Here is a 21407-nt window from a genome sequence, read left to right as displayed (position 1 = left end):
ATGGGCAGGGCACCGAAGGCTTTTACGATTGGAACAATTCTAATTGACTGGATTCTGGATCATCTTCGCTTTCTTCATTTTCATAGTCTTCCATAGGAACTTCCGAGGTTAGGGAAATATTCTGGGGAGGCTTTCTGCTATACAAATATTCCAGTTTCAATGGGAATTTCATTTTTTTATTGTAGTAGAGCAGGAGTGCTTCCGCATAGCCGAGGGAGCCTGCCCTGCGGTCTTTTGCGGAGCGGATTATCTCCTTCACAGAGATTCGTCCGACTTTATCTTTGAATACATCATCTTTTAAGGAATCCCCGTAAACGTAGAGAAGTCGGGCAACAGCTTTGAGCATATTGGAACTGAATGAATGCTGGCTTCCTTCCCATGTGCCAATACACAATGCAAGGGTGTGTTGGAGAAGATCATAGCCGTATTTATCATAGAGTTCCACCAAAGTGGAAATCGCACAGATGCTCCCAGGAGATGAATTTGAACCGATTTCCAGGCCGAAGGATTCCACTAAATCTTTTATCAGGATATGTTTGTCGCTTCCAGCCTCTATGCTTGCCATGAAGATTTCGTAGGGAAGCAGGGGCTTTACATACTTCATCTGGTTTGCAAAAATATCCGCTTCATGCTGATATTCCAGATCATCATAAACCATGCACCAAACAGGAGTCTCACGGGAACCGGACACTAGAGCGACAATCTCAATCGTATGCTGGCCGTTGAAAACGTAATTGATATTATCCCTCCGGCTGACTTTTACGGGATTGATCTGATAGAGATCGAAATTCGCTGCTGCCTTTTGAACGTGTTTAATTGAAAGGTTGCGCTGATATTCCTGACTGGAAACAAGGTTATTAATAGGAATCTGTTCAAAAAATACGTTTGGCACATATTTTGAAAGGTCATTCATTGCTGTTATCCTCCATCTTCTTTGATAGTGTATCAAGTGTATTCTGTAGCTGTCGGATCTGGAAAGCCAATTTGTTTTTTACGTCTTCGCTGACAATTTGGAAATCCGTCTCATTGCGGATTCTTTTTATTGTTCCTTCCCATGATGGCATCGTATATGCCAAGCTGGAAGGAGCTGCGTTAGGGTCGAATTGCGGCATTTGTTTTATTGGGATCTCCTCTTGAGGGATGGTTTTGGTGCGAGGTTCCACAACCCGCTTCCATTGAAATCCACGGAGGATATCGGAGATGACAATATGGTCAATCCCTTCTTTGGAGAGGGTCTTGTTTAACCTTTTAATATTCTCCTGCGGCAATCTGGATAATTCTATAATATTGTCGTGTGAAACACGCAATTTACCAGATAGAATTTTCTGTGCCAGATCCGCATCTTTTTCCATAATGATATCTACCATTCTGGAATATACTCCATATTTATAAACTGTATTATGTGAAAGCGAATATTCTTCTCCTAATTTGAGCGCTGTGCGATAGCTGTTTGTATTCTGCAACTTGCTATGACTGGTTTGCTGGCTGGGTTCCGTGCCGGAATCGTTGCGTACAATACGTTCTGTTTCATATCGTTTCCCGATGAGGTATCGGTATCGCTCATTGGTGAGATTTCCTTTTTTTAATTGCTCACGACAGATCCAAGTGATCGCATGTTCACGGCAGCTAAAACCTATGCGGTGTACGTGGTAGGGTATATTTTCCTGACGGCATATCATGTATCGTTCATATCCATCAATTAGATATTCATTCCACGCCGCAATGGAATAGGTGGTTCCGCCATCTAAAATATTCTCTCGAAGTGAAAGAAATTCTTTCTCAGAGAGCGGGTGCATGAGGCTTTTAAATTCTGGATCGATCTTTAAGACGGGACTATAACCTACTTTCATATAGCCACCTCTTCACACTCATTTGGAGAAATGGGAACAGCGTTGTTCAGGCAAAACAGTGCGATCCCATGCGTTGTGTTTAGTGATCCGTAGAAGCGATACGAACTGCCGTGATGCAAATGCTGGTTGTTTTGAAGAAGGGTAGAGGCGAGGCTGTTGCTATACAGTTCGTAGCTATTCTTGGCAGGGAAACGTTCTAACTGCACAAAATGCGCTAATCGATCCTCACGGATGGAGCGTTTGATAGCCAGAATGTTTTCGTGTGGATTGACTAACAGTTGGATATAATCGGGATTTCCAAGCATTCGGAGTGTGTTTTTATGAATGCGAAAACGACTCTTTTTGAAGTCAATGCAGATAATTGGTAAGGAATCAGTACAGTTACTCATGGGTCATATCCTCGCTTTCCATATTATTTTTTGTGCTTTTATCGTTCATGCCAAATAAGGCATACCCGTCAAATATATCAATTTGGAGGGATTTTTGATGTTCCTCTACGGGAACGCCGAATTGATGTTCCCATTCGGAGGGGTATACGGGCTTCCGAGAGGTTCGTGCTTTTTCACCGTCCTTTGATGTTCTGGTGAATATTTCCGGCGCTGTCAAATCAAAAATAAATAAGAGCTGCCCGTTGGATTGGATCAGCTTCCCCACCAGCTTATACCGGTAGCTGGGGTTCCATCCCATCAACTCCGTGATCTTTCCATAAAAGACACGGCAAGTAACCTGCTTAGGTGTGCGCTTCGCAGTGGCGCTGCACCAACGGAAGGAGTCCTTGGATTCTTCGGAACAAGGGCGTACAGCCAGCTTCTTTTTCTCCTGATTGACAAGAATCTGCACATAATCGGTTTCGGGAAGTTTTTTGATACATGCTGTATTCATATAAACTTTGAAATTGTTAAAAGTGATACAGGGTTCGTAGAGATGTGAGAAAAATTCTCCACGGACGACTTGGTAGCCGTCATAATTAAAGGAATCATCCTCTATAATTTCTATTTCTCTTTTTATGGAAGGCTTTTCCTCTGGGGTAAGCTGCTTATCAACGATCAGTAACTCGTTCATATGGTTCCTCCTGTGTTATGTCTTGAATAATTTGGTGGATTTCTTCACGGGCCTTATCAGGTGGCGTCACGTTAAGATGTTCTGTGTGGTAGGGGACTCCCTCATTCTGCGTATTCCATTCTTGGCTTTGTGAAAACGCAGCCATTTCTGCAGCTTGAGATTGGTGATAAAAATTATTGCCAAAGGTGTGCCGCCAATCTGCAGGATAGGCCAGTAAACTCTTTGAAGAAGATCCAAAGTAATCGGATCTGGGGTGTGTATCATTTGAATTTCTATCTTCAGAAGTAGGAATAAAAACTTCCGGTTCTTTTAAGTTGAAAACCAACACCATTTCTTCGCCTTTTTGATGGAACTGGCCGAGGCAACGGTATGTATACTTGGGATTCCAACCACAGAGTTCGTATAGCGTGGGAATAAAGGCGGCGCTCCCGATTCCTTTAGGGACTTTCTTTATATCCGAGAGTCTAGACCACTTCATGCAATTGCGTTTCTCTTTTGTGCTGGGCCGGATAGCCAATAACCCTTCCACCGTGTGTATTAAAAGTTCTATATAATCAATGTTCTGGAATTTTTGGAGCGCAATTAGGTTGAATTTTAGTAGTTTGTGTGTGATCAATATGTAAGGTTTATCACGGGGATTTAAAAATTGCGCTCTTGTGATTTCAAATCCTCTCAAATCAAAATCTCCGGGAGCGACATCAGGCATGAGAGCAGAATCGATAGAGTCATTGCCTTCATAAACACTTCTACACGCTGCGTTGTAGTCAGGAGCCTTAAAACCGGCCCACCGGGGATTCACCGCCACAAAGCCTTTCAGGACGCCATCTGAAATGACATGAAGTTCCGGGAGTAACCCCTTTGCGCCATATTTGGCATTCAGGATCAGATGCTGGACAGCGACAAAATCGTCCTTGGAGATGATTGCTTCGTGGTCTCCATATCTACGATATTGGTTTCGATCCTGCTTATTCTTTTTGGATTTATGGTTAAGGTAGTTGGGAGTCCAAGTCTTCCGAGCGATAATGTCACCACAATGCCTTTCGTTTTGCAAAATCTGCAAAATACTTCCGGGGTTCCAGACCAGATTGCCTTTCTTCGTGGGCCGCTTCAAAGCGGTCAGCTGATCGGCGATCTGCTGGCAAGTATATCCGTACAGGTACATGAAAAAAATGAGGCGCACTGTTTTTGCTTCTTCTTCATTGATAACCAATTCGCCATCTTCATTCACGTCATAGCCCAGAAGGGGCGGCTTTAGGAAAATGCCACGTTTGAAGCGCATTTCAATGGAGGCATTCATAATTTCACTTTTGTTATGACTTTCTTCCTGCGCCATTGCAGCCATAAAGGAGAGGGTCATTTCGCTGTTCGCATCAAGAGTAAAAATCCCCTCCGCTTCAAAGCGAATCCCTATAGGCGGCTTGAGTTCTTTCAGCTGCCGGACATAGCCAATACAGTCCATAATATTTCTGGCGAATCGGGAAACGCTTTTAGTGATGATCATATCGATCTTTCCCCTATAACAATCTTCAATCATACGAAGGAACGATTCACGGTGATTTAAGGATGTGCCACTAATTCCTTCATCGGCATAGATCTCCACCAGTTTCCAGTTGGGATGGCGGTTGACGAAATCCGTATAATGATTTTTCTGCAGTTCATAAGAAGATGTTTGTCTAGGGTCATCAGTGGATACTCTGGCATATACAGCCACACGTAATTCACGGTCTTCATCATAGATATTTTCAGGTGGCCTAGCAGGGAGGCATTCCAGTGTGTCCGGGTCTACGCCTCGATATCGTTCACGGATCTTGGATTTTTGTTCCTGTATGCTGATGGAGTGTTCTTCCGATTGGTTCATTTTTTCACGCCTTTCATGTATTGTTACGTATCATTATATTTTCTTTGTAAGAAAAGAAAATAGACCAGAGGTCAAGTGCTTAACCTCTGGTCATAGCGTCAGGAATTATGCCCCGTTTCAATTAACTCCCAGCCGTTGTTGCGAATGATATATTTTGCTACGGAGATCAATTCATAAATAAAACGGCGCTCTAGAAGAGAACAATCTTCCATCAGCAGATCAATATCGGTCTGATAATCCGTGGGATTATGAAGTTGATTACCGCTGAGCAATTCATCCACAGTAATTCCCAGAGCATTGGAGATCCGGACAAGGGATTCGAGGCTTGCCTGTTTCTTGGCAGTTTCAATATAACTGATATAGGAATCCGACATATCAGTTAACGCAGCCAGTTCAGCTTGGGTCATTTCCTGCTGTTTTCTCACTTCTTGAATCCTTTTTCCGATGAGTTTGAAATTTACGTTCATCATACATATACCTTCCTTTCTGACGATGAAATCCGTCTCTTTTACGATAGATGAAAAGGGCAAGTTTGATTAGGTATATTATGTAAGAGCAGTGGAGTAATTTTGGAGGCGAAAAAACACCGGAATATGTAGGAATTTGTCGATTGATTTTTATTGAAGAAACCATAGATCAATGGTATGCTTGTGCAAGGAAAAAAGGTGAAATTGTTTAGAAAACGGCATACAAAGGAATAAGAGATTAAAAAAATACATAGACGGAATGTGGAACTCATAGTTCTTATTTTTTTACCCGAATACTCCATTACACTTTAGTAAAATAGTCAAGTAATACAGTTCTAATAAAACTTCTGAATTACAGTTACAATAAGCGTATGTAAAACAGAAGAGAGGTGTAGTTTACTTGCATATAGAAGAGTACATTGCAGATAGGGTAAAAGAATTGTGTGAGAAATATCATGTTTCAAAATATCGACTTGCTCAGTTAACAGGGATGTCCCAGACGGCTGTAGGCAATATCATGAAAATGGAGAGTATACCTACGATACCAACGCTGGAAAAGATATGTGATGCATTTGGAATCACACTGGCGCAGTTCTTTGCCGGAGAAGGTAGGAGGCCCGATCTATCAAAAGAGCAAAGAGAGATTATTGAAACGTGGGATGAATTGGGAAGAGATGAACGAAGAATTCTTATTCAATTTGTCCGCAGTCTGAAGAACAAGTAGGGAAGCAGTTCTATGTGAAATTCGAAGAACTGTTTCCCTTTTTCGTTAAGATACAAAAGAGAGAAGTGCTAATGTAGCTTTCTGTGCGCCAGAGAATAATAAATTACGAAGAATGAGGTATAGTGATGGATAAGAAGAGTCAAGAATTTAAGAACCTGATTTATGACCTTGCAAACGGGTCTCTGGATTTGGCGCATTTTCCTGTGGCAGAAAGCAAATATGTGGAAAATGAGTATGAGGAAGGAAAACTGTGTAGTAACCTGTATTCAGAAATGAGAGATGCCTATGACAGGATCTGCACCCGCCTTGGGAAGTCAGATCAAGAGGACAGGGACGTAGAAATTATCATAAATAATCTTCTGGATATAGGAAAATATCTCAGCATGAAAATGTATGATTATGGATACCTTTTTTCAACAAATAAAATTTGAAAAGCGTACTTTGTCTTGTGGGAAGGGATAATTTCTATATCTAAAGAAAAACTTGCTGAAATATTATGAATTTGAGATACTAATATAAAGAAATAAATTGGAAAGGAAGTAGAAATATATGGCTAGTGCACCTGAAAATTGTAAATGTATATTATGCGGCTCAGAGGCTCAAAAGCAGACAGATCCGGCTACTGTTACAGTGTTTTATGCATGTCCGGTTTGTGGTCGCTTTGAAATACAACTTCCACTGGATGCGCCAGAGGTAGACTTTGACTTTAATCATTTGGGTTCTTATTTGCTGTATAATAAATTTCCCGATAATATATTGGAACCTAGATATTATACAAATCGCGATAAGGAATGGTGTGATAAGTGGAAACGAAAATATGATGAAGGGGATAGGACGCATGGTCGTCCTGTCCATTTATCAAAGGAAATTGTGGAAAATTGGTATCCTAGTACTTTTGCTGAAAAGATAGATAAAATTATTCTGTTTTTAGACGACCGAATTAAGCATGTAGGAGAGAAAGTTGCACTTGGAAAAGAAGAACTATATAGTGCGCTTTTCGTAGACAGATTTGATTACAGTACTGGTAAACGTATAAATAGAGATGCACAACTAATCAGCGCACAATCTCATTATATGTTATCGTGTTTAGAACAGAAAGGCTATATTGAACAGGGGAAAGGAGATCAATGGTTTGATAAAGACGGTCTTCTAAAGCTTTCATTAACTCCAGAAGGTTATAGTCGTGTAGACATTTTACAAAAAAATTCTGCAAATGGAAGAAATGCTTTTGTGGCAATGCAGTTTGGAGATGAAACTAAGCCTGTGCGCGAAGCTATTCGTGAAGGAATTCAAAAAGCAGGATATATAGCCATTTTTATTGATGAAGTGCAACACAATGATTATATAACACCAGAATTACTTAAGTACATAAAAAACAGCCGGTTTGTGGTAGTGGATCTTACTGACAAAAACAATGGTGCATATTTTGAAGAGGGCTATGCTATGGGGCTTGGAAAAGATGTTATTCAAATTTGCCGGAACGATGTAAGATTACATTTTGATGTTGCTCAGAAGAATACTATTATGTGGAAAGATGAAAATGATATTATCGAAAAGTTGGCCAATCGTATAAAAGCCACAATCGATTAATATAGAGTGACAAAAAGACATTTATAAGGATAACATTATGATCTTTACGGGGGTAACAGGGGGTGAAATAGTCTCTTTGCTTTACCCCCTGTTTATATTAAGTCCCTTTTGCTACATTATAATAAGTAAAGAAAGTCTTGACGGGCCTCCATGTGTCCGTCTTCGGAATGACGCTGTACCGGCTCCTGAGAAGGGCTGGGCTTCCCTTCTGGCTTTCGGGAATTCCATCGATGCTGCTGGTGCTCTCCTATGGGGTTTTGACAGGGATGAGCACGTCTACAGCCAGGGCAGTGCTGATGTTCCTTCTGTCAGTTACGGCAGATTTGCTTGGAAAGAGCTATGATATGCTCACCTCTCTTGCCTTTGCCGCCCTGGTTCTTCTGGTACAGCAGCCGCTCTATGCCAAAAGTGCTTCCTTTCTTCTTTCGTTTGGAGCTGTGCTGGGAATCGGTCTTGTCTACCCGGTGCTGCTGGAGCTGTTTCCGGTGCGGAAAAAGCGGTTTCAGGCTGTAGTCTTAAGCCTTTCCGTGCAGCTTGTGACGCTTCCGATGGTAGAAAGCTGTTATTACGAGATCCCTCTGTATTCTGTGCCGCTGAACCTGGTGGTGATCCCTCTGATGACAGCCTTGATGTTTTCCGGTATCTTGGCTGTGGGTTTAAGCTTTTTTTCAATCGGAGCAGCCAGAATACCGGCGGTATTGTGTTCTGCCATTATGGAGCTTTATGAGAGGCTGGGAAGCCTGTCCTTACGGCTTCCTGGTTCTGTGATACATTGCGGAAGGCCTGCAGACTGGCAGCTGTTCCTCTATTATTTCTGCCTGGCAGCCTTTCTTCTGTGGCGGTTCCAGGTAAGAGAAAACCGAAAAAAGCAGATAGCTGAAGCTGCCGTCTGCGGTGAAGAGGAGGCGGAGGAAGCAGAAAAGCGTCCGGAACCGCAGCTGAAAAGGAAAAGGCTTTGCAGCGCGGGGGGCCTGCTGCTTCTGAATCTTCTGCTGCTTGTCCGGTTTTCGGGCGGATTTCAGTTTACCATGCTGGATGTGGGACAGGGGGAGGCGCTTTTTCTGCGCACGGCGGCAGGCACGGCGATCCTGGTGGACGGAGGAAGCACCAGCGTGTCGAAGGTGGGAACCTACCGGATTCTGCCGTTTTTGAAGGCGGAGGGCGTGGGCAGGCTGGATTATGTCGTCGCCACGCATCTTGACAAGGACCATGTCTCAGGCATAGAGGAACTTCTGCTTCAGAGCGCACGCCCGGGAAATCTGAAGATCGGTACACTGCTTCTCTCAGAGGCCTCCTGGAAGGAAGAAAAGGGAAAGGAGCTGGCTGTGCTTGCCAGAGGCTCCGGCGTCAGGATCGGCACGATTGGAGAGGGCATGATATTGGAGGACAGCTCGGCGAGGCTCGACTGCCTCTATCCCTGTGCCGGCGTAGAATATGCGGACACGAATGCGGCCTCCGTGACGCTTCGGGTCACCTGCGGAAAGTTTTCCATGCTGCTCACAGGAGATCTGGGGGAGGAGGGCGAGGAAGAAATACTGCGAATGGGAGTGGAGACAGACTGTGACGTGCTGAAGGCCGGTCATCACGGTTCCAGCACCTCCAGCTCCGAAGCCTGGCTGCAGGCTGCCTCCCCGGTGCTGACGCTGATTTCCTGCGGAAAGGATAATTCCTATGGGCATCCCCATCAGGAGACGCTTATGCGGCTCCAGGCGGCTGGAAGCCGGGTTCTGGTGACTACAGACTGCGGGGCGCTGACGGTGAGAAGCGACGGAGAGCGGTTCCAGGTGGAAGGCTTTACGGAAAGCGAGAGATATGAAAAGTGAAGGCAGCGCTCATTTTTTCAGAATGCCGGCGCTGTATTTTACAATCAGAAGCTCGACGCTTAAGATATCTGTCATCCGTCCGGTCTTTACGGCCTCTTCAGCGTCCACACAGTCCTTTACCGCATTTTTCAGCTGTTCCAGCGTAAAGCTTCTGGCCTGGGTCATCAGCCGGCCTGCGATAAACGGAGCCACCTGGGCCTTCGTAGCGATGGAAGAGCGGTCCATGCCTTTGGCTGCCAGACTTTTGACGAGCAGGAGCTGATTGAACTGGCGGGCGATGAGAAAGAGAATCCGCATGGGAGGCTCCTTCAGGGCCAGCAGATCGTAGTAGAGGTCGAGGGCCAGGCGCTGCTTCTTTTCCGCGATGGCCCGGATCATCTCAAAAATCTGGCCGGTCGTCTGCATGGTGCAGATTTCTTCCACATCTTCTGAGGTGATCACATCCCGCCCTTCCGTATAGCTTAAAAGCTTTTCCAGCTCCATATGGATATTTTCCATATCGGAGCCGGTGCGTTCCAGAAAATGCCGGAGCGTATCCTCTGTAATTTTTTTGTTTTCCTTTTTGAGAGTGCCCAGAATCCATCTCATCAGGGTCCGCTCATCCTGAGACTGAAATTCTGTCACCCGGCCGTATTTCTGGACGGCTTTGTAGAGCCGGCTGCGCTTATCCACCTCTGTCTCTGCGAACAGAAGGCAGGTAGTCTCCGGCAGACCCGGAAGATAGTCGGCCAGCTCATCGCATTTGTTTTTGAAGAAGCCGCTGTCTTCGATCAGAATCAGCCGGCGCTCTGCAAAAAAAGGCAGCGTGTCTGCCAGACTGATGATCTCGGCCGGGTCGATGTTCTTTCCTTCAAAACGGGAAAAGTTCATTGTATCGTCCGGATTCACCAGGGCGTTTTTCAGTTTGTTTTTATACTGATTGCGCAGATAGGCCTCCTCTCCGTAGAGAAGGTAGGAGGTCTTGAAGCTGCCGTTTTTAATATCCTCTGCCAGCATTTTCATAATAGCTTACCTCCAAGAACGGAAACGTACGGGTCCATAGAAAATCCTGCTTTGCGAAGGCTCTGCCGTTTCCTGTGGCAGAACTTTCTGTCCCGCTGTATAAAAAAGACGCCCAACTGACGGTATTGGGCGTCTTTTTTTATGAAGTAATTAAGCGATGCTGTTTACGGCCTTGGTCAGGCGGGAGATCTTCCGGGATGTGGTATTCTTGTGGTACACGCCCTTGGAAGTCGCCTTACTCATAACGGAGATCGCAGCCTTCAGGCAGGCCTTTGCGGTCTCAGCATCCTTTGCGGCAACTGCAGCATCTACTTTCTTAATCGCAGTCTTAACCTCAGATTTGATTGCCTTGTTTCTCGCTGTTCTTGTCTCGGCAATCAGAACTCTTTTCTTTGCGGATTTGATGTTAGCCAATCTGTACACCTCCAACTTATCATTCACACTGATTTTATCTGTACATGTTCCGTAAAAGCCGGACACGGACGTCTTTACAAAACATACTCATTTATTGTAGGCCAGGAAAGCTTTTCTGTCAATACATAATTTGCAAAAAAACGTGAAAACTGGGTATTAAGATGGACCTGTCAGGATCGCGTTTATACGGCTGAAAGCAAAAGAGGATTGCGCCTGCAAAGGTCCAATGACAAAAAAGCGAGGAGAAAAAATGGAGCAGTTTCAGGTGCGCACAGATCTGGCGCTCGAGGCGAGGGAGCGTTTTGAAGAGGATGTGGAGATCCGCGGGGTCTCTGTGGAGGAAAAATACGATGAAAAGCATGATATCCGGATTACGAAGGTTTGCATCGAATCCGAAAATGGGGCAAAGGCCATGGGAAAGCCTGTGGGGATCTATATTACACTGGAAGCTCCGAAGCTTTCGGATCCGGATAAGGATTACCACAGAGAGGTTTCGGAGACGCTGGCTGTCTATCTCCAGGAGCTGCTGGGGACTGATCAGGAGAGGTCGGTACTGATTGTAGGGCTTGGCAACCGTGAGGTGACGCCTGACGCGCTGGGCCCGGAGGTGGTGGGAAACCTGCGGATTACCCGGCATGTGGTAAAGGAATACGGAAAAGCAGCCTTTGAAAAGGAAAGGGTTCATATGGTCAGCGGGATTGTGCCTGGCGTCATGGCCCAGACAGGAATGGAGACGCTTGAAATTATAAGAGGCGTTGTGGAGGAGACCCGGCCTGACGTCGTAGTGGCTGTCGATGCGCTGGCGGCCCGCAGCAGCAAGCGGCTGAACAGGACGATTCAGATTTCCGACGCGGGGATTCACCCCGGTTCTGGCGTCGGGAATCACAGGCACAGCCTGACGAGAGAGACGATAGGGGTACCGGTCATTGCCATAGGCGTTCCCACGGTGGTGGACGCCGCCACCATTGTCTATGATGCGGTCAGAGACAGAAATGCGGTGCCTCCGGGGCTGAATACAATGTTTGTCACGCCAAAGGATATCGACGAGACGATACGCCATTTAAGCTTTACGATCTCTGAGGCGCTTAATATTGCTCTGTCATAGAAAAAAGACAGGGAGAATATACTGAAGATAGCATTGATGTCCGGACTGTCCCGGGCAAAGATGCGGTATGGGGTGAAAAAATGAACCGACTGCATAAAATAATAAACGGAATCGTGTGGCTGATTATCGGAGTCTTAGGCCTCTACATCCTGGGCTATGGAATCCGGGGCCGCACTCTCTCCCGGGCCGGCTATGCCTGTGTGAAAATTCTGACAAACGCGGAAGGGAGCCTCCAGAACGCGGCGGCAAAGTGCCTTTACCCGGGACTTGCCTTCGCGGCGGGGGAGCCTGAAGCCTCCTCAGGCTTCGACGAGACGCTGATAAGAAAGGCCATGGGAATCTTCCCGCTGTTTTCCTTTATGGACAGTCAGGAGCTGTATGAGACAGAGACAGAAAGCGCAGTCACCTATGAAATCCTGATTCAGGGTGGCGCTCACGATGAAAACGAAATTAACGTCCAGACAGGGGAGGCTTTCGACATCGCGGAGAAGGTGGAGGAAGAAAACTTAAGGGCCGCGCAGGAGGAGCAGGAGGCTCTGGAGCAGGCAAGGCGGGAGCAGGAGGCTGCGGCTCAGGCCGGGCTCCAGGAAACCCGGGATGGGCAGGCTGCCGTCCAGAGCGGAGAGATACTGGGAACCGAGTATACGCTGGAGCAGCTGTCAGACTTTGATTTCCTGAAAAATAATTTTTATATCGTTGAGAGCAATACGGATATCAGCAGCGATCTTCTGAACGCGGAGAAGCTTCTGGGGATGGATATGACGATGAAGCAGGACAATTCGGCGCCCCAGATTCTGATTTACCATACGCATTCCCAGGAGGGCTTTGTGGATTCCGTGCCAGGAGACAACAGCACAACGATCGTGGGCGTGGGAGAATACCTGACTGAGCTTCTCCGCGATACTTACGGATACAATGTCATACATAACACGAACGTTTATGATTTTATTGACGGAGAGCTGGACAGGAACCAGGCTTACACGCTGGCGGCGGAGGATGTGGAGCAGATCCTGGCGGAAAACCCGTCGATAGAGGTGATCATCGATCTGCACCGGGACGGCGTACAGGAGGATACCCATCTGGTGACGGAGGTAAACGGGAAGCCGACGGCACAGATTATGTTTTTCAACGGCTTAAGCTTCAGCAAGCGGAACGGCCCGATAGACTATCTGCAGAATCCCTATATTGGAGAGAATCTGGCACTTTCCCTGCAGATGAAGCTGAACTGCGAGAAATATTATCCCGGCTTTACCAGAAAGGTTTATCTGAAAAGCCTGCGCTATAACCTGCATCTGCGCCCGAAGTCGCTTCTGGTGGAGGCAGGCGCCCAGACAAATACGGTAGAGGAGATGATGAATGCCATGGAGCCTCTGGCTTACGTGCTTAATCAGGTGTTGAAAAATCCTTAGTCACGTTTGAAATTTTGCAGTATGGGAACATAAAAGAGCAGTTATTGATAAAGATTATCGATTTTAAGAACTCCTTTTTCAGCACTGAGGTGCTATAATGATAGCAGCTGGCAAAGGAAAGAGGAGGTACAGGCTGATGGAAAATGCAGTGATTCTATTAATCATCATTGTCGTGTGCATCTTTGGGATCAAAAGTTATGCAGAAAGGCTGACACAGGGCTGCTGCGGCACAGGCGGGGGTGGAGAAAGGAAGGTCCGCGTAAAGGATAAAAAGAAAGAAAATTATCCTTATTGTGCGAAGATAGGTGTGGAGGGTATGACCTGTACCCGGTGCAGAGAACGTGTAGAAAACGCTTTGAACAGGGAAGAAGGTGTCTGGGCACAGGTAGATTTGAAGGAGAAATCCGCAGTAATACGGACGAAAAGGATGTATTCCGAGGAGGAGCTTGAGCGGGTTATCCGGCAGGCAGGCTACAGACTGACTTCGTTTGAGCTGACAAAGGCAGAAGGCGAATAGAGATGCTGTTTGAGCTGACAAAGACAGGAGGCGGACAGGGGCGCTGTCTGAGCTGACAGAGACAAAAACAGATAAAGAGACGGACCGGAGGAATCCGCTGATGGAAGGGAGGTCTGGCGCTATGAAGAACCACAGATTCTGGGCATGGGCAATGGTGGTGTGCCTGTGTATGACTCTTTATACAGGGTATAAGCACAAATAAACGTGCCCGAAGCTCCGGAAGATGCCGGGGACAGAAAAGAAGCATGCAGGAAGAAGAAAAGCCACGAAAGAAAGGGGAATATAAGATGCTGAATTGTTTGAAATGTATTGACTGGAAGAAGACAGGAATTTTTGCGGCAGGAGTGCTGTTTGGCACAGCGGGAATCAAGGTGCTGTCAAGCAAGGACGCCAAAAAGGTATATACGAACTGCACAGCGGCGGCTCTGCGCGCCAGAGACTGTGTGATGAAGACGGCGGCTGTGATTCAGGAGAACGCGGAGGATATCTACGCGGAGGCTCAGCAGATCAACGAAGAACGCGCGGCAGCAGAGGCAGCTGTGGAGGATGAAAAGGAGACAGAGGCCGGAGAGTAAGACTGCGGCAGCCAGAACATATGAGGATGTCCAAGGGTCTGCGACAGGGCTTTTGGGCATCCTCTTTTGCGGAGGAGAGAAGAAAGGTGAAATTTGTAATCCGACATGAGATAGAAGGAAGGATCCGTGTACAGGCAGTTCAGAGGGAGATGACCTTTGAACAGGCAGACATCCTGCAGTACTATCTGTGCAGTCAGGAAAATGTGATTTCGGCCAAGGTACAGCGCAGGACCTCGGGCGTAGCAGTCTGTTACCGGGGGCCCCGGGAAGAGGTGATCCGGCTTCTGAAAGCGTTTCATTATGAGGATGTAAAGGTTCCGGAGGCCGTTTTGCAGAGCTCTGGAAGAAAGATGAATGAGGAATACTGGGAAAAGCTTGTAGGCCGGGTGGTGCTGCGCGCAGGCAGCAAGCTGTTTCTGCCTTACCCGGTCCGGGCAGGAATTACTGCCGTCCGTTCGTGCAGGTATCTGTGGGACGGACTGAAGACGCTCGCCAGGCGGAAGCTGGAGGTGCCGGTGCTGGACGCGACGGCTATCGGCGTATCCGTGTTCCGCGGGGATTTTGATACGGCGGGCTCTGTGATGTTCCTGCTGGGAATCGGGGAGATCCTGGAGGAATGGACTCATAAGAAGTCTGTAGGCGATCTGGCGCGCAGCATGTCGCTGAATATTGAAAAGGTCTGGCTGCTGTGCGATGGGCATGAGATCCTGGTGGACTCCGAGAAGGTGCAGGAGCAGGATCTGGTTGTCGTGCATATGGGAAATGTCATTCCCTTTGACGGGACCGTGGAAGCGGGAGAAGCGATGGTGAACCAGGCTTCCCTGACCGGGGAGTCTTTACCTGTAGAGCGGAAGCCGGGAACTTCCGTCTATGCAGGTACGGTTGTGGAGGAAGGCGAGCTGACCATACGCGTGCGGGTAGGAACTGGAGACAGCAAATATGAGCGGATTGCGGCTATGATTGAGGAGTCTGAGAAGCTGAAGTCCTCGGTGGAGGGAAAGGCGGAGCACCTGGCAGACAGGCTGGTGCCCTATACGCTTGCAGGGGCAGCGCTGACCTGGCTGTTCACAGGAAATGTGACAAAGATGCTGGCGGTGCTTATGGTGGATTTCTCCTGCGCGCTGAAGCTTGCGATTCCTATTTCGGTGCTTTCTGCGATTCGGGAGGCCGGCAGCTTTCACATCACAGTGAAGGGTGGAAAATACCTGGAGGCCGTGGCAGAGGCAGATACCATCGTGTTTGATAAAACCGGCACGCTTACAAAGGCCTGCCCTACGGTAGCGGACGTGGTCTCCTTTGGCGGGGAGGATCCCGATGAGCTTCTGCGGCTTGCGGCCTGTATGGAGGAGCATTTCCCACATTCTATGGCAAAGGCTGTGGTGGATGCGGCCAAAGCGAAAAATCTGCAGCATGAGGAGAAGCATACAAAGGTGGAGTACCTGGTAGCTCATGGCATTTCCACGACGATAGAGGGAAAGAGGGCAGTGATCGGAAGCTACCATTTTGTGTTCGAGGATGAAAAATGTGTGCTTCCGGAAGGAACGCAGGAAAAATTCGATGCCCTGCCGCCGGAATATTCCCATCTCTACCTGGCCGTGGAAGGCGTGCTGAGGGGCGTCATCTGTATCGAGGATCCATTGCGGCAGGAAGCAGCTCAGGTGGTGCAGGCTCTGAAGAGGGCCGGTATTTCCAAGGTGGTCATGATGACGGGAGACAGTGAGAGGACGGCCCGGGCTGTGGCGGAGAAGGTGGGAGTAGATGAGTACTATTCCGAGGTACTGCCTGAGGACAAGGCGCGCTTTGTGGAGGAAGAAAAGGCAAAGGGCAGAAGGGTGATGATGGTGGGAGACGGCGTTAATGATTCCCCGGCACTGTCTGCCTCGGATGTGGGAATCGCCATCAGTGACGGAGCTGAGCTGGCCCGGGAGATTGCGGATGTGACGATAGGGGCAGAGGATCTCTGGCAGCTGGTGGCCCTGAAAAGCATCAGCACCGGCTTGATGCGGAGAATACACAGGAATTACCGGACAATAGTAGGCTTCAATACCGGGCTGATTGTGCTGGGTGTAGCCGGAATCCTGCAGCCATCCGCTTCGGCCCTGCTTCACAACACCTCCACGCTGGTGATCAGTCTGAAGAGTATGAATCCTGTATTATAAAAGCATAGGAAAATACCCCGCTGTCTGCAGCGGGGTATTTGCTTTGCAGCTGTTTTGTGTTAAAATCTTTCGGGCGGGCTTGATCGCCGGCCTATTTAAAGGTAAGATAGAGGGAAAGAACTTTTTACGGAGGAGTATTTGAATGACGAAGACAGAACAGAGCAGAATTCGCAATTTCTGTATTATTGCGCATATTGACCATGGAAAATCTACTCTGGCAGATCGTATCATAGAGATGACAGGACTGCTGACCAGCCGGGAGATGCAGGCTCAGGTCCTTGACAATATGGATTTGGAAAGAGAGCGCGGCATCACCATAAAGGCGCAGGCGGTACGCACAATTTATAAGGCAAAGGATGGAGAGGAGTATATCTTCAACCTGATTGACACGCCGGGCCATGTGGACTTTAATTATGAGGTGTCCCGAAGCCTGGCAGCCTGCGACGGAGCAGTTCTGGTAGTAGATGCAGCCCAGGGAATCGAGGCGCAGACGCTGGCAAATGTATACCTGGCCCTGGATCATGATCTGGATGTGATTCCGGTGATCAACAAGATTGATCTTCCCAGCGCCGAACCCCAGCGTGTGATCGACGAGATTGAGGATGTGATTGGCCTGGAGGCCCAGGACGCGCCTCAGATTTCTGCCAAGACAGGCCTGAATGTAGACCAGGTGCTGGAGGCGATTGTACAGAAGATCCCGGCTCCGGGCGGGGATCCGGAGGCGCCTCTTCAGGCTCTGATTTTTGATTCCCTGTATGATTCTTATAAGGGGGTTATTGTATTCTGCCGTATTATGGAAGGAACCGTGCGCAAGGGAACCCCGATCCGTATGATGGCGACCGGAGCAGAGGCCGATGTGGTGGAGGTGGGCTATTTCGGAGCGGGACAGTTTATTCCTGCTGAGGAGCTGTCTGCCGGCATGGTAGGATATATTACGGCCAGTATCAAAAATGTGCGTGATACGCGTGTGGGCGATACGATTACAGACAGAGAGAGACCCTGCGAGGAGGCTCTTCCGGGCTATAAAAAGGTACTGCCGATGGTATACTGCGGCATGTATCCGGCAGATGGGGCAAAGTACCCGGATCTGCGGGATGCGCTGGAAAAGCTTCAGCTGAACGATGCGTCCCTGCAGTTTGAGCCGGAGACCTCGATTGCCCTGGGCTTTGGCTTCCGCTGCGGCTTCCTGGGACTTCTGCATCTGGAGATCATACAGGAGCGCCTGGAGCGGGAATATAACCTGGATCTGGTGACCACTGCCCCGGGAGTTATCTATAAGGTATACAAGACAAACGGTGAGGTTATCGAGCTCACGAATCCTTCCAATCTTCCGGACCCGGCTGAAATCGAGCACATGGAGGAGCCCTTTGTAAGCGCTGAGATTATGGTGACGACGGAATTTATCGGGCCGATCATGGAGCTCTGCCAGGAGAGGCGGGGCGTCTACTTAGGGATGGAATATATGGAGGAGACCAGGGCGCTTCTGAAGTATGAGCTTCCGCTAAACGAGATTATTTACGACTTTTTTGACGCGCTGAAGTCCAGATCCCGCGGATATGCGTCCTTTGATTACGAGATGAAGGGCTATGAGCCGGCGGATCTGGTGAAGCTTGATATCCTGATCAATAAGGAAGAGGTGGATGCGCTTTCCTTTATCGTGCACAGCAGCACGGCCTACGAGCGCGGCCGGAAGATGTGCGAGAAGCTTAAAGAGGAGATTCCGCGCCATCTGTTTGAGATTCCGATTCAGGCGGCTATCGGAAGCAAGATTATCGCCCGGGAGACTGTGAAGGCTGTGCGCAAGGACGTGCTGGCAAAATGCTACGGCGGCGATATTACCCGAAAGAAGAAGCTTCTGGAGAAGCAGAAGGAGGGCAAGAAGCGGATGCGCCAGATTGGAAATGTAGAGATTCCGCAGAAGGCCTTTATGAGCGTGCTGAAGCTGGATGATAAATAGGAAACAGAAAAATCCATGAGCGGAATACAACGAAATGCGGCCGGAGCGGCGGAACGTGCGCCGGGGGCTTCGGCTGCCGGAAAAAAGAAGCTTGGCATCTACATTCATATTCCCTTCTGTGTGTGCAAGTGCGCCTACTGCGATTTCCTGTCGGCGCCGGCGTCAGCGGAGGTGATGGAGCAGTATGCTGCCAGCCTGAAGCAGGAGATCAGAGAGTGCCGGGAGCTGGCGGAGAAGTATACGGTGTCTACCGTGTTTTTCGGGGGAGGAACCCCGTCGATTCTCCCTGGGAGGACGCTGGCCGGGATTCTGGAGGAGCTGCTCTGTCTCCTGCCGGCGGAGCCGGACGTGGAGATTACGGTGGAGTGCAATCCGGGGACGCTGACAGAAGAAAAGCTTGACTCATACAGGGCGGCGGGAGTGAACCGCCTGAGCATCGGGCTTCAGTCGGCGGATGACAGGGAGCTTAAGCTGCTTGGGAGAATTCATACCTTTGAAGAATTCCTGGAGAATTATGAGCTTGCGCGGAAAAAGGGCTTCGGCAATCTGAATATTGATCTGATGTCGGCGCTTCCCGGCCAGACCAGGGAAGGCTGGCTTCGGACGCTTGAAAGGACTGCAGGCCTGGAGCCGGAGCATATCTCAGCCTACAGCCTGATTATCGAGGAGGGAACGCCCTTTTACGGAAGATACCGGGAAGGGGCGCCTGGATATTCCGAGCTCCCGGACGAGGATACGGACCGCCTGATGTATGAGGATACCAAACGGTTTCTCGGGGAGAGGGGATATACAAGATATGAGATTTCAAACTATGCCCGGGCTGGCTTTGCCTGCCGCCATAATCTTTCCTATTGGGACAGGACAGACTATAAAGGCTTTGGAATCGGAGCGGCGTCCCTGCTGGACGGCGTGCGCTATAAGAACAGTACGGAGCTGGCGGCTTATCTGAAGGAGGATTTTTCATATGAGAGTGTGCTCCCTCTAAGCAGAAAGGATGAGCTGGAGGAGACCATGTTTCTGGGGCTCCGGAAGATGGAAGGGGTAGCCCTGACGGCGCAGCTTCGGGAGATCTACGGAGAGCTTCTTGGAAAGCTTGAGAGGGAAGGCGTCCTGGCGCAGGACAGAGGCCGGATATTTCTGACGGACAGGGGGATAGACGTCAGCAATTATGTGTTATCAGAGTTTTTGCTGGATGAAGAAATGGCAGGCTGCGGTTTGGGTACAGAAGGAAAAGAGAGGAACGAAGGATGATAAAAGAAGTAATCTTTGATATTGACAGCACCCTGTATGATTATGACCCTGGACATGCCAGCGGCCTTAAGAGGATGGGGGAGTATGTGGAGAAGGAGTTCGGGATAGCCCCCGGAGAATTTGAAAAGGCCTATCAGAGGATGAACAGGGAGACGGCAGAGCGCCTGGGGCGTGACAACGCGGCGATTCACAGCAGAAGCATCCGGATTCAGAATCTGCTGGAACAGTGGGGACAGCCCTTGTTTCCTCATCTGAAGAGGCTTTACCATCTTTACTGGGATACGCTGCTGGAGGTAAGCAGGCCGGAGCCTGGAAGCCTGGAGGCTGTGAGACAGCTGGCAGACATGGGGCTTTCCATCGGAATCGGGACAGATATGACGACAAGGATGCAGTACGAGAAGCTGGAGTATTTCGGCTTTGCCCCCTATGTCCGGCATATTGTGACGAGCCAGGAGGCAGGGGTAGAAAAGCCTCATCCGGAATTTATGGCTCTCTGTATCCGCAAGGCCGGCTGTGCGCCGGAGGAATGCGTCTTTGTGGGAGATACCTTCAAGAAGGATGTGATTGGCGCCATGAACGCGGGAATGCATGCGGTCTGGTATAACGCAAAGGAAAGGGCGCTGCCGGAGGACGCAGATTTGGCGGGAAGGAGCTATCAGGAAATCAGGCATTTTGACGAGCTGGTGCCCTATATTAAATCACTGGCTTAGACAGGACGAGGAGCAGAAAATGGAAGAATTGAGATTTTTGGAGGAGCAGCAGGTGAATCCGGCGCTGCTTCGTGAGATAGAGGCGTTTCGGAAGGAGTATCCGGTTCCGGAGGAAGTAAAGAACCGGGTCGTGAAGCCGCCGGTGCCGTTTTACGGGAAGGAAATTCTGGAGATGGCGATTGCGGCCCTGCTGCAGGGGGAGAATGTACTGCTGAGCGGTTCCAAGGCCACCGGAAAAAATATTCTGGCGGAGAATCTGGCTTGGATTTTTAACCGCCCCTCCTACAACATTTCTTTTAATGTGAATACAGACAGCAGCTCTCTGATCGGAACAGATACCTTTGTGGATAACGAGGTCCGGCTCCGGAAGGGTCCGGTGTATCAGTGTGCGGAAAATGGGGGCTTCGGCGTCTTTGACGAGATCAATATGGCAAAGAATGACGCAGTATCCGTGCTTCATGCGACGCTGGATTACCGGAGGCTGATCGACGTGCCGGGCTACGACAGGATTCAGCTTCATCCGGCTACCCGTTTTATCGGGACCATGAACTATGGCTATGCAGGTACGAGAGAGCTGAATGAGGCTCTGGTTTCCCGTTTCCTGGTCATTGACATGCCGCCTCTTAAGGAGGATACGCTGATGCTGATCCTGCGCGCCAGCTTTCCGGATGCAAAGGAAGAGGGGCTCAGGGCTTTTGCAGGCCTGTTTCTGGATCTGCAGCTGAAGGCCTCCAACAGTGAGATCTCCACGAAGCCTCTCGACCTGCGGGGACTGATTGGGGCGCTGAAGACCGTCCGCTGCGGACTGAAGCCCCGGACAGCCGTCACGATGGGGATTACCAATAAGAGCTTTGATATTTTTGAGAAGGAAATCGTCGGGGATATTGTCATGACAAGGATTCCCGAGGACTGGACTGCGGAGCAGATTTTTTGA

At 48.8% G+C, this 21407-nt stretch carries 21 protein-coding genes; 13 read left to right on the top strand and 8 right to left on the bottom strand.

Features of this window, described 5'->3' with window-relative positions; genetic code table 11:
- Window positions 1-22: 22 nt before the first annotated feature.
- The 6 genes from B5E77_RS12455 to B5E77_RS12430 form a co-directional block, all read right to left on the bottom strand.
- A complete protein-coding gene (locus tag B5E77_RS12455; RefSeq protein ID WP_087165682.1) occupies window positions 23-913 on the bottom strand; it encodes a DUF6551 family protein in 891 nt (296 codons plus the stop codon).
- Window positions 906-1850 carry a hypothetical protein gene (locus B5E77_RS12450; protein WP_087165681.1) on the bottom strand — a complete coding sequence of 315 codons (945 nt, stop codon included), beginning with the start codon at window positions 1848-1850 and terminating at the stop codon, window positions 906-908. Before B5E77_RS12450 ends, B5E77_RS12455 begins: the two co-directional genes overlap by 8 nt.
- Window positions 1847-2239 carry a hypothetical protein gene (locus B5E77_RS12445; protein ID WP_087165680.1) on the bottom strand — a complete coding sequence of 131 codons (393 nt, stop codon included), beginning with the start codon at window positions 2237-2239 and terminating at the stop codon, window positions 1847-1849. The genes B5E77_RS12450 and B5E77_RS12445 overlap by 4 nt, the downstream gene beginning before the upstream one ends.
- Window positions 2232-2912 carry an integrase gene (locus B5E77_RS12440; protein WP_242963732.1) on the bottom strand — a complete coding sequence of 227 codons (681 nt, stop codon included), beginning with the start codon at window positions 2910-2912 and terminating at the stop codon, window positions 2232-2234. The genes B5E77_RS12445 and B5E77_RS12440 overlap by 8 nt, the downstream gene beginning before the upstream one ends.
- Window positions 2890-4770: a recombinase family protein gene (locus tag B5E77_RS12435; RefSeq protein WP_087165679.1), complete on the bottom strand. Its 1881-nt coding sequence runs from the start codon at window positions 4768-4770 to the stop codon at window positions 2890-2892. Before B5E77_RS12435 ends, B5E77_RS12440 begins: the two co-directional genes overlap by 23 nt.
- Before the next feature lie 98 nt (window positions 4771-4868).
- Window positions 4869-5240 carry a helix-turn-helix domain-containing protein gene (locus B5E77_RS12430; protein WP_242963730.1) on the bottom strand — a complete coding sequence of 124 codons (372 nt, stop codon included), beginning with the start codon at window positions 5238-5240 and terminating at the stop codon, window positions 4869-4871.
- A gap of 397 nt (window positions 5241-5637) precedes the next feature.
- On the opposite strand from B5E77_RS12430, the gene B5E77_RS12425 reads away from it, so the two are divergent.
- The 4 genes from B5E77_RS12425 (at window position 5638) to B5E77_RS12410 (ending at window position 9374) form a co-directional block, all read left to right on the top strand.
- A complete protein-coding gene (locus B5E77_RS12425; RefSeq protein WP_087165678.1) occupies window positions 5638-5961 on the top strand; it encodes a helix-turn-helix domain-containing protein in 324 nt (107 codons plus the stop codon).
- 125 nt (window positions 5962-6086) lie between these two features.
- Complete coding sequence (locus B5E77_RS12420) at window positions 6087-6392, top strand: hypothetical protein (RefSeq protein ID WP_087165677.1); 306 nt, start codon at window positions 6087-6089, stop codon at window positions 6390-6392.
- A gap of 118 nt (window positions 6393-6510) precedes the next feature.
- The gene (locus B5E77_RS12415; RefSeq protein WP_087165676.1) at window positions 6511-7551 is read left to right on the top strand and encodes a hypothetical protein; all 1041 of its coding nucleotides are present in this window, start codon (window positions 6511-6513) and stop codon (window positions 7549-7551) included.
- A gap of 137 nt (window positions 7552-7688) precedes the next feature.
- On the top strand, window positions 7689-9374 hold the full coding sequence (locus B5E77_RS12410; RefSeq protein ID WP_275532767.1) for a ComEC/Rec2 family competence protein: 1686 nt from the start codon (window positions 7689-7691) through the stop codon (window positions 9372-9374).
- A 9-nt stretch (window positions 9375-9383) separates the two neighbouring features.
- On the opposite strand, the gene holA is transcribed toward B5E77_RS12410, so the two are convergent.
- Window positions 9384-10376 (bottom strand): DNA polymerase III subunit delta, encoded by a 993-nt coding sequence (holA, locus tag B5E77_RS12405; RefSeq protein ID WP_087165674.1) that lies wholly within the window; start codon window positions 10374-10376, stop codon window positions 9384-9386.
- A 150-nt stretch (window positions 10377-10526) separates the two neighbouring features.
- Window positions 10527-10790, bottom strand: a complete 264-nt coding sequence (gene rpsT / locus B5E77_RS12400; RefSeq protein ID WP_087307070.1) for a 30S ribosomal protein S20 — start codon at window positions 10788-10790, stop codon at window positions 10527-10529.
- A 250-nt stretch (window positions 10791-11040) separates the two neighbouring features.
- Between rpsT and gpr the strand changes: the two genes are divergently transcribed.
- From gpr to B5E77_RS12355, 9 genes are all read left to right on the top strand, one after another.
- A complete protein-coding gene (gene gpr / locus B5E77_RS12395) occupies window positions 11041-11895 on the top strand; it encodes a GPR endopeptidase (RefSeq protein ID WP_087165673.1) in 855 nt (284 codons plus the stop codon).
- 80 nt (window positions 11896-11975) lie between these two features.
- The gene (spoIIP, locus tag B5E77_RS12390; protein ID WP_242963728.1) at window positions 11976-13304 is read left to right on the top strand and encodes a stage II sporulation protein P; all 1329 of its coding nucleotides are present in this window, start codon (window positions 11976-11978) and stop codon (window positions 13302-13304) included.
- Window positions 13305-13440: 136 nt separating this feature from the next.
- Entirely contained in the window at window positions 13441-13821 is a 381-nt protein-coding gene (locus B5E77_RS12385) for a heavy-metal-associated domain-containing protein (RefSeq protein ID WP_242963727.1), read from the top strand.
- 287 nt (window positions 13822-14108) lie between these two features.
- Window positions 14109-14396, top strand: coding sequence for a DUF6110 family protein (locus tag B5E77_RS12380; protein WP_087165699.1), 288 nt, complete (start codon window positions 14109-14111; stop codon window positions 14394-14396).
- A gap of 86 nt (window positions 14397-14482) precedes the next feature.
- Window positions 14483-16555: a heavy metal translocating P-type ATPase gene (locus B5E77_RS12375; protein WP_087165698.1), complete on the top strand. Its 2073-nt coding sequence runs from the start codon at window positions 14483-14485 to the stop codon at window positions 16553-16555.
- A 142-nt stretch (window positions 16556-16697) separates the two neighbouring features.
- Window positions 16698-18512, top strand: coding sequence for a translation elongation factor 4 (gene lepA / locus B5E77_RS12370; protein ID WP_087165672.1), 1815 nt, complete (start codon window positions 16698-16700; stop codon window positions 18510-18512).
- 15 nt (window positions 18513-18527) lie between these two features.
- Window positions 18528-19763, top strand: coding sequence for a radical SAM family heme chaperone HemW (gene hemW, locus B5E77_RS12365; protein WP_087165671.1), 1236 nt, complete (start codon window positions 18528-18530; stop codon window positions 19761-19763).
- Window positions 19760-20473, top strand: coding sequence for an HAD family hydrolase (locus B5E77_RS12360; protein ID WP_087165670.1), 714 nt, complete (start codon window positions 19760-19762; stop codon window positions 20471-20473). Before hemW ends, B5E77_RS12360 begins: the two co-directional genes overlap by 4 nt.
- 19 nt (window positions 20474-20492) lie before the next feature.
- Window positions 20493-21407 (top strand): AAA family ATPase, encoded by a 915-nt coding sequence (locus tag B5E77_RS12355; RefSeq protein WP_087165669.1) that lies wholly within the window; start codon window positions 20493-20495, stop codon window positions 21405-21407.

Source organism: Lachnoclostridium sp. An131, from assembly GCF_002160825.1.
Taxonomy (GTDB): domain Bacteria; phylum Bacillota; class Clostridia; order Lachnospirales; family Lachnospiraceae; genus Laedolimicola.
This window is presented reverse-complemented; position numbering and strand designations above follow the sequence as displayed.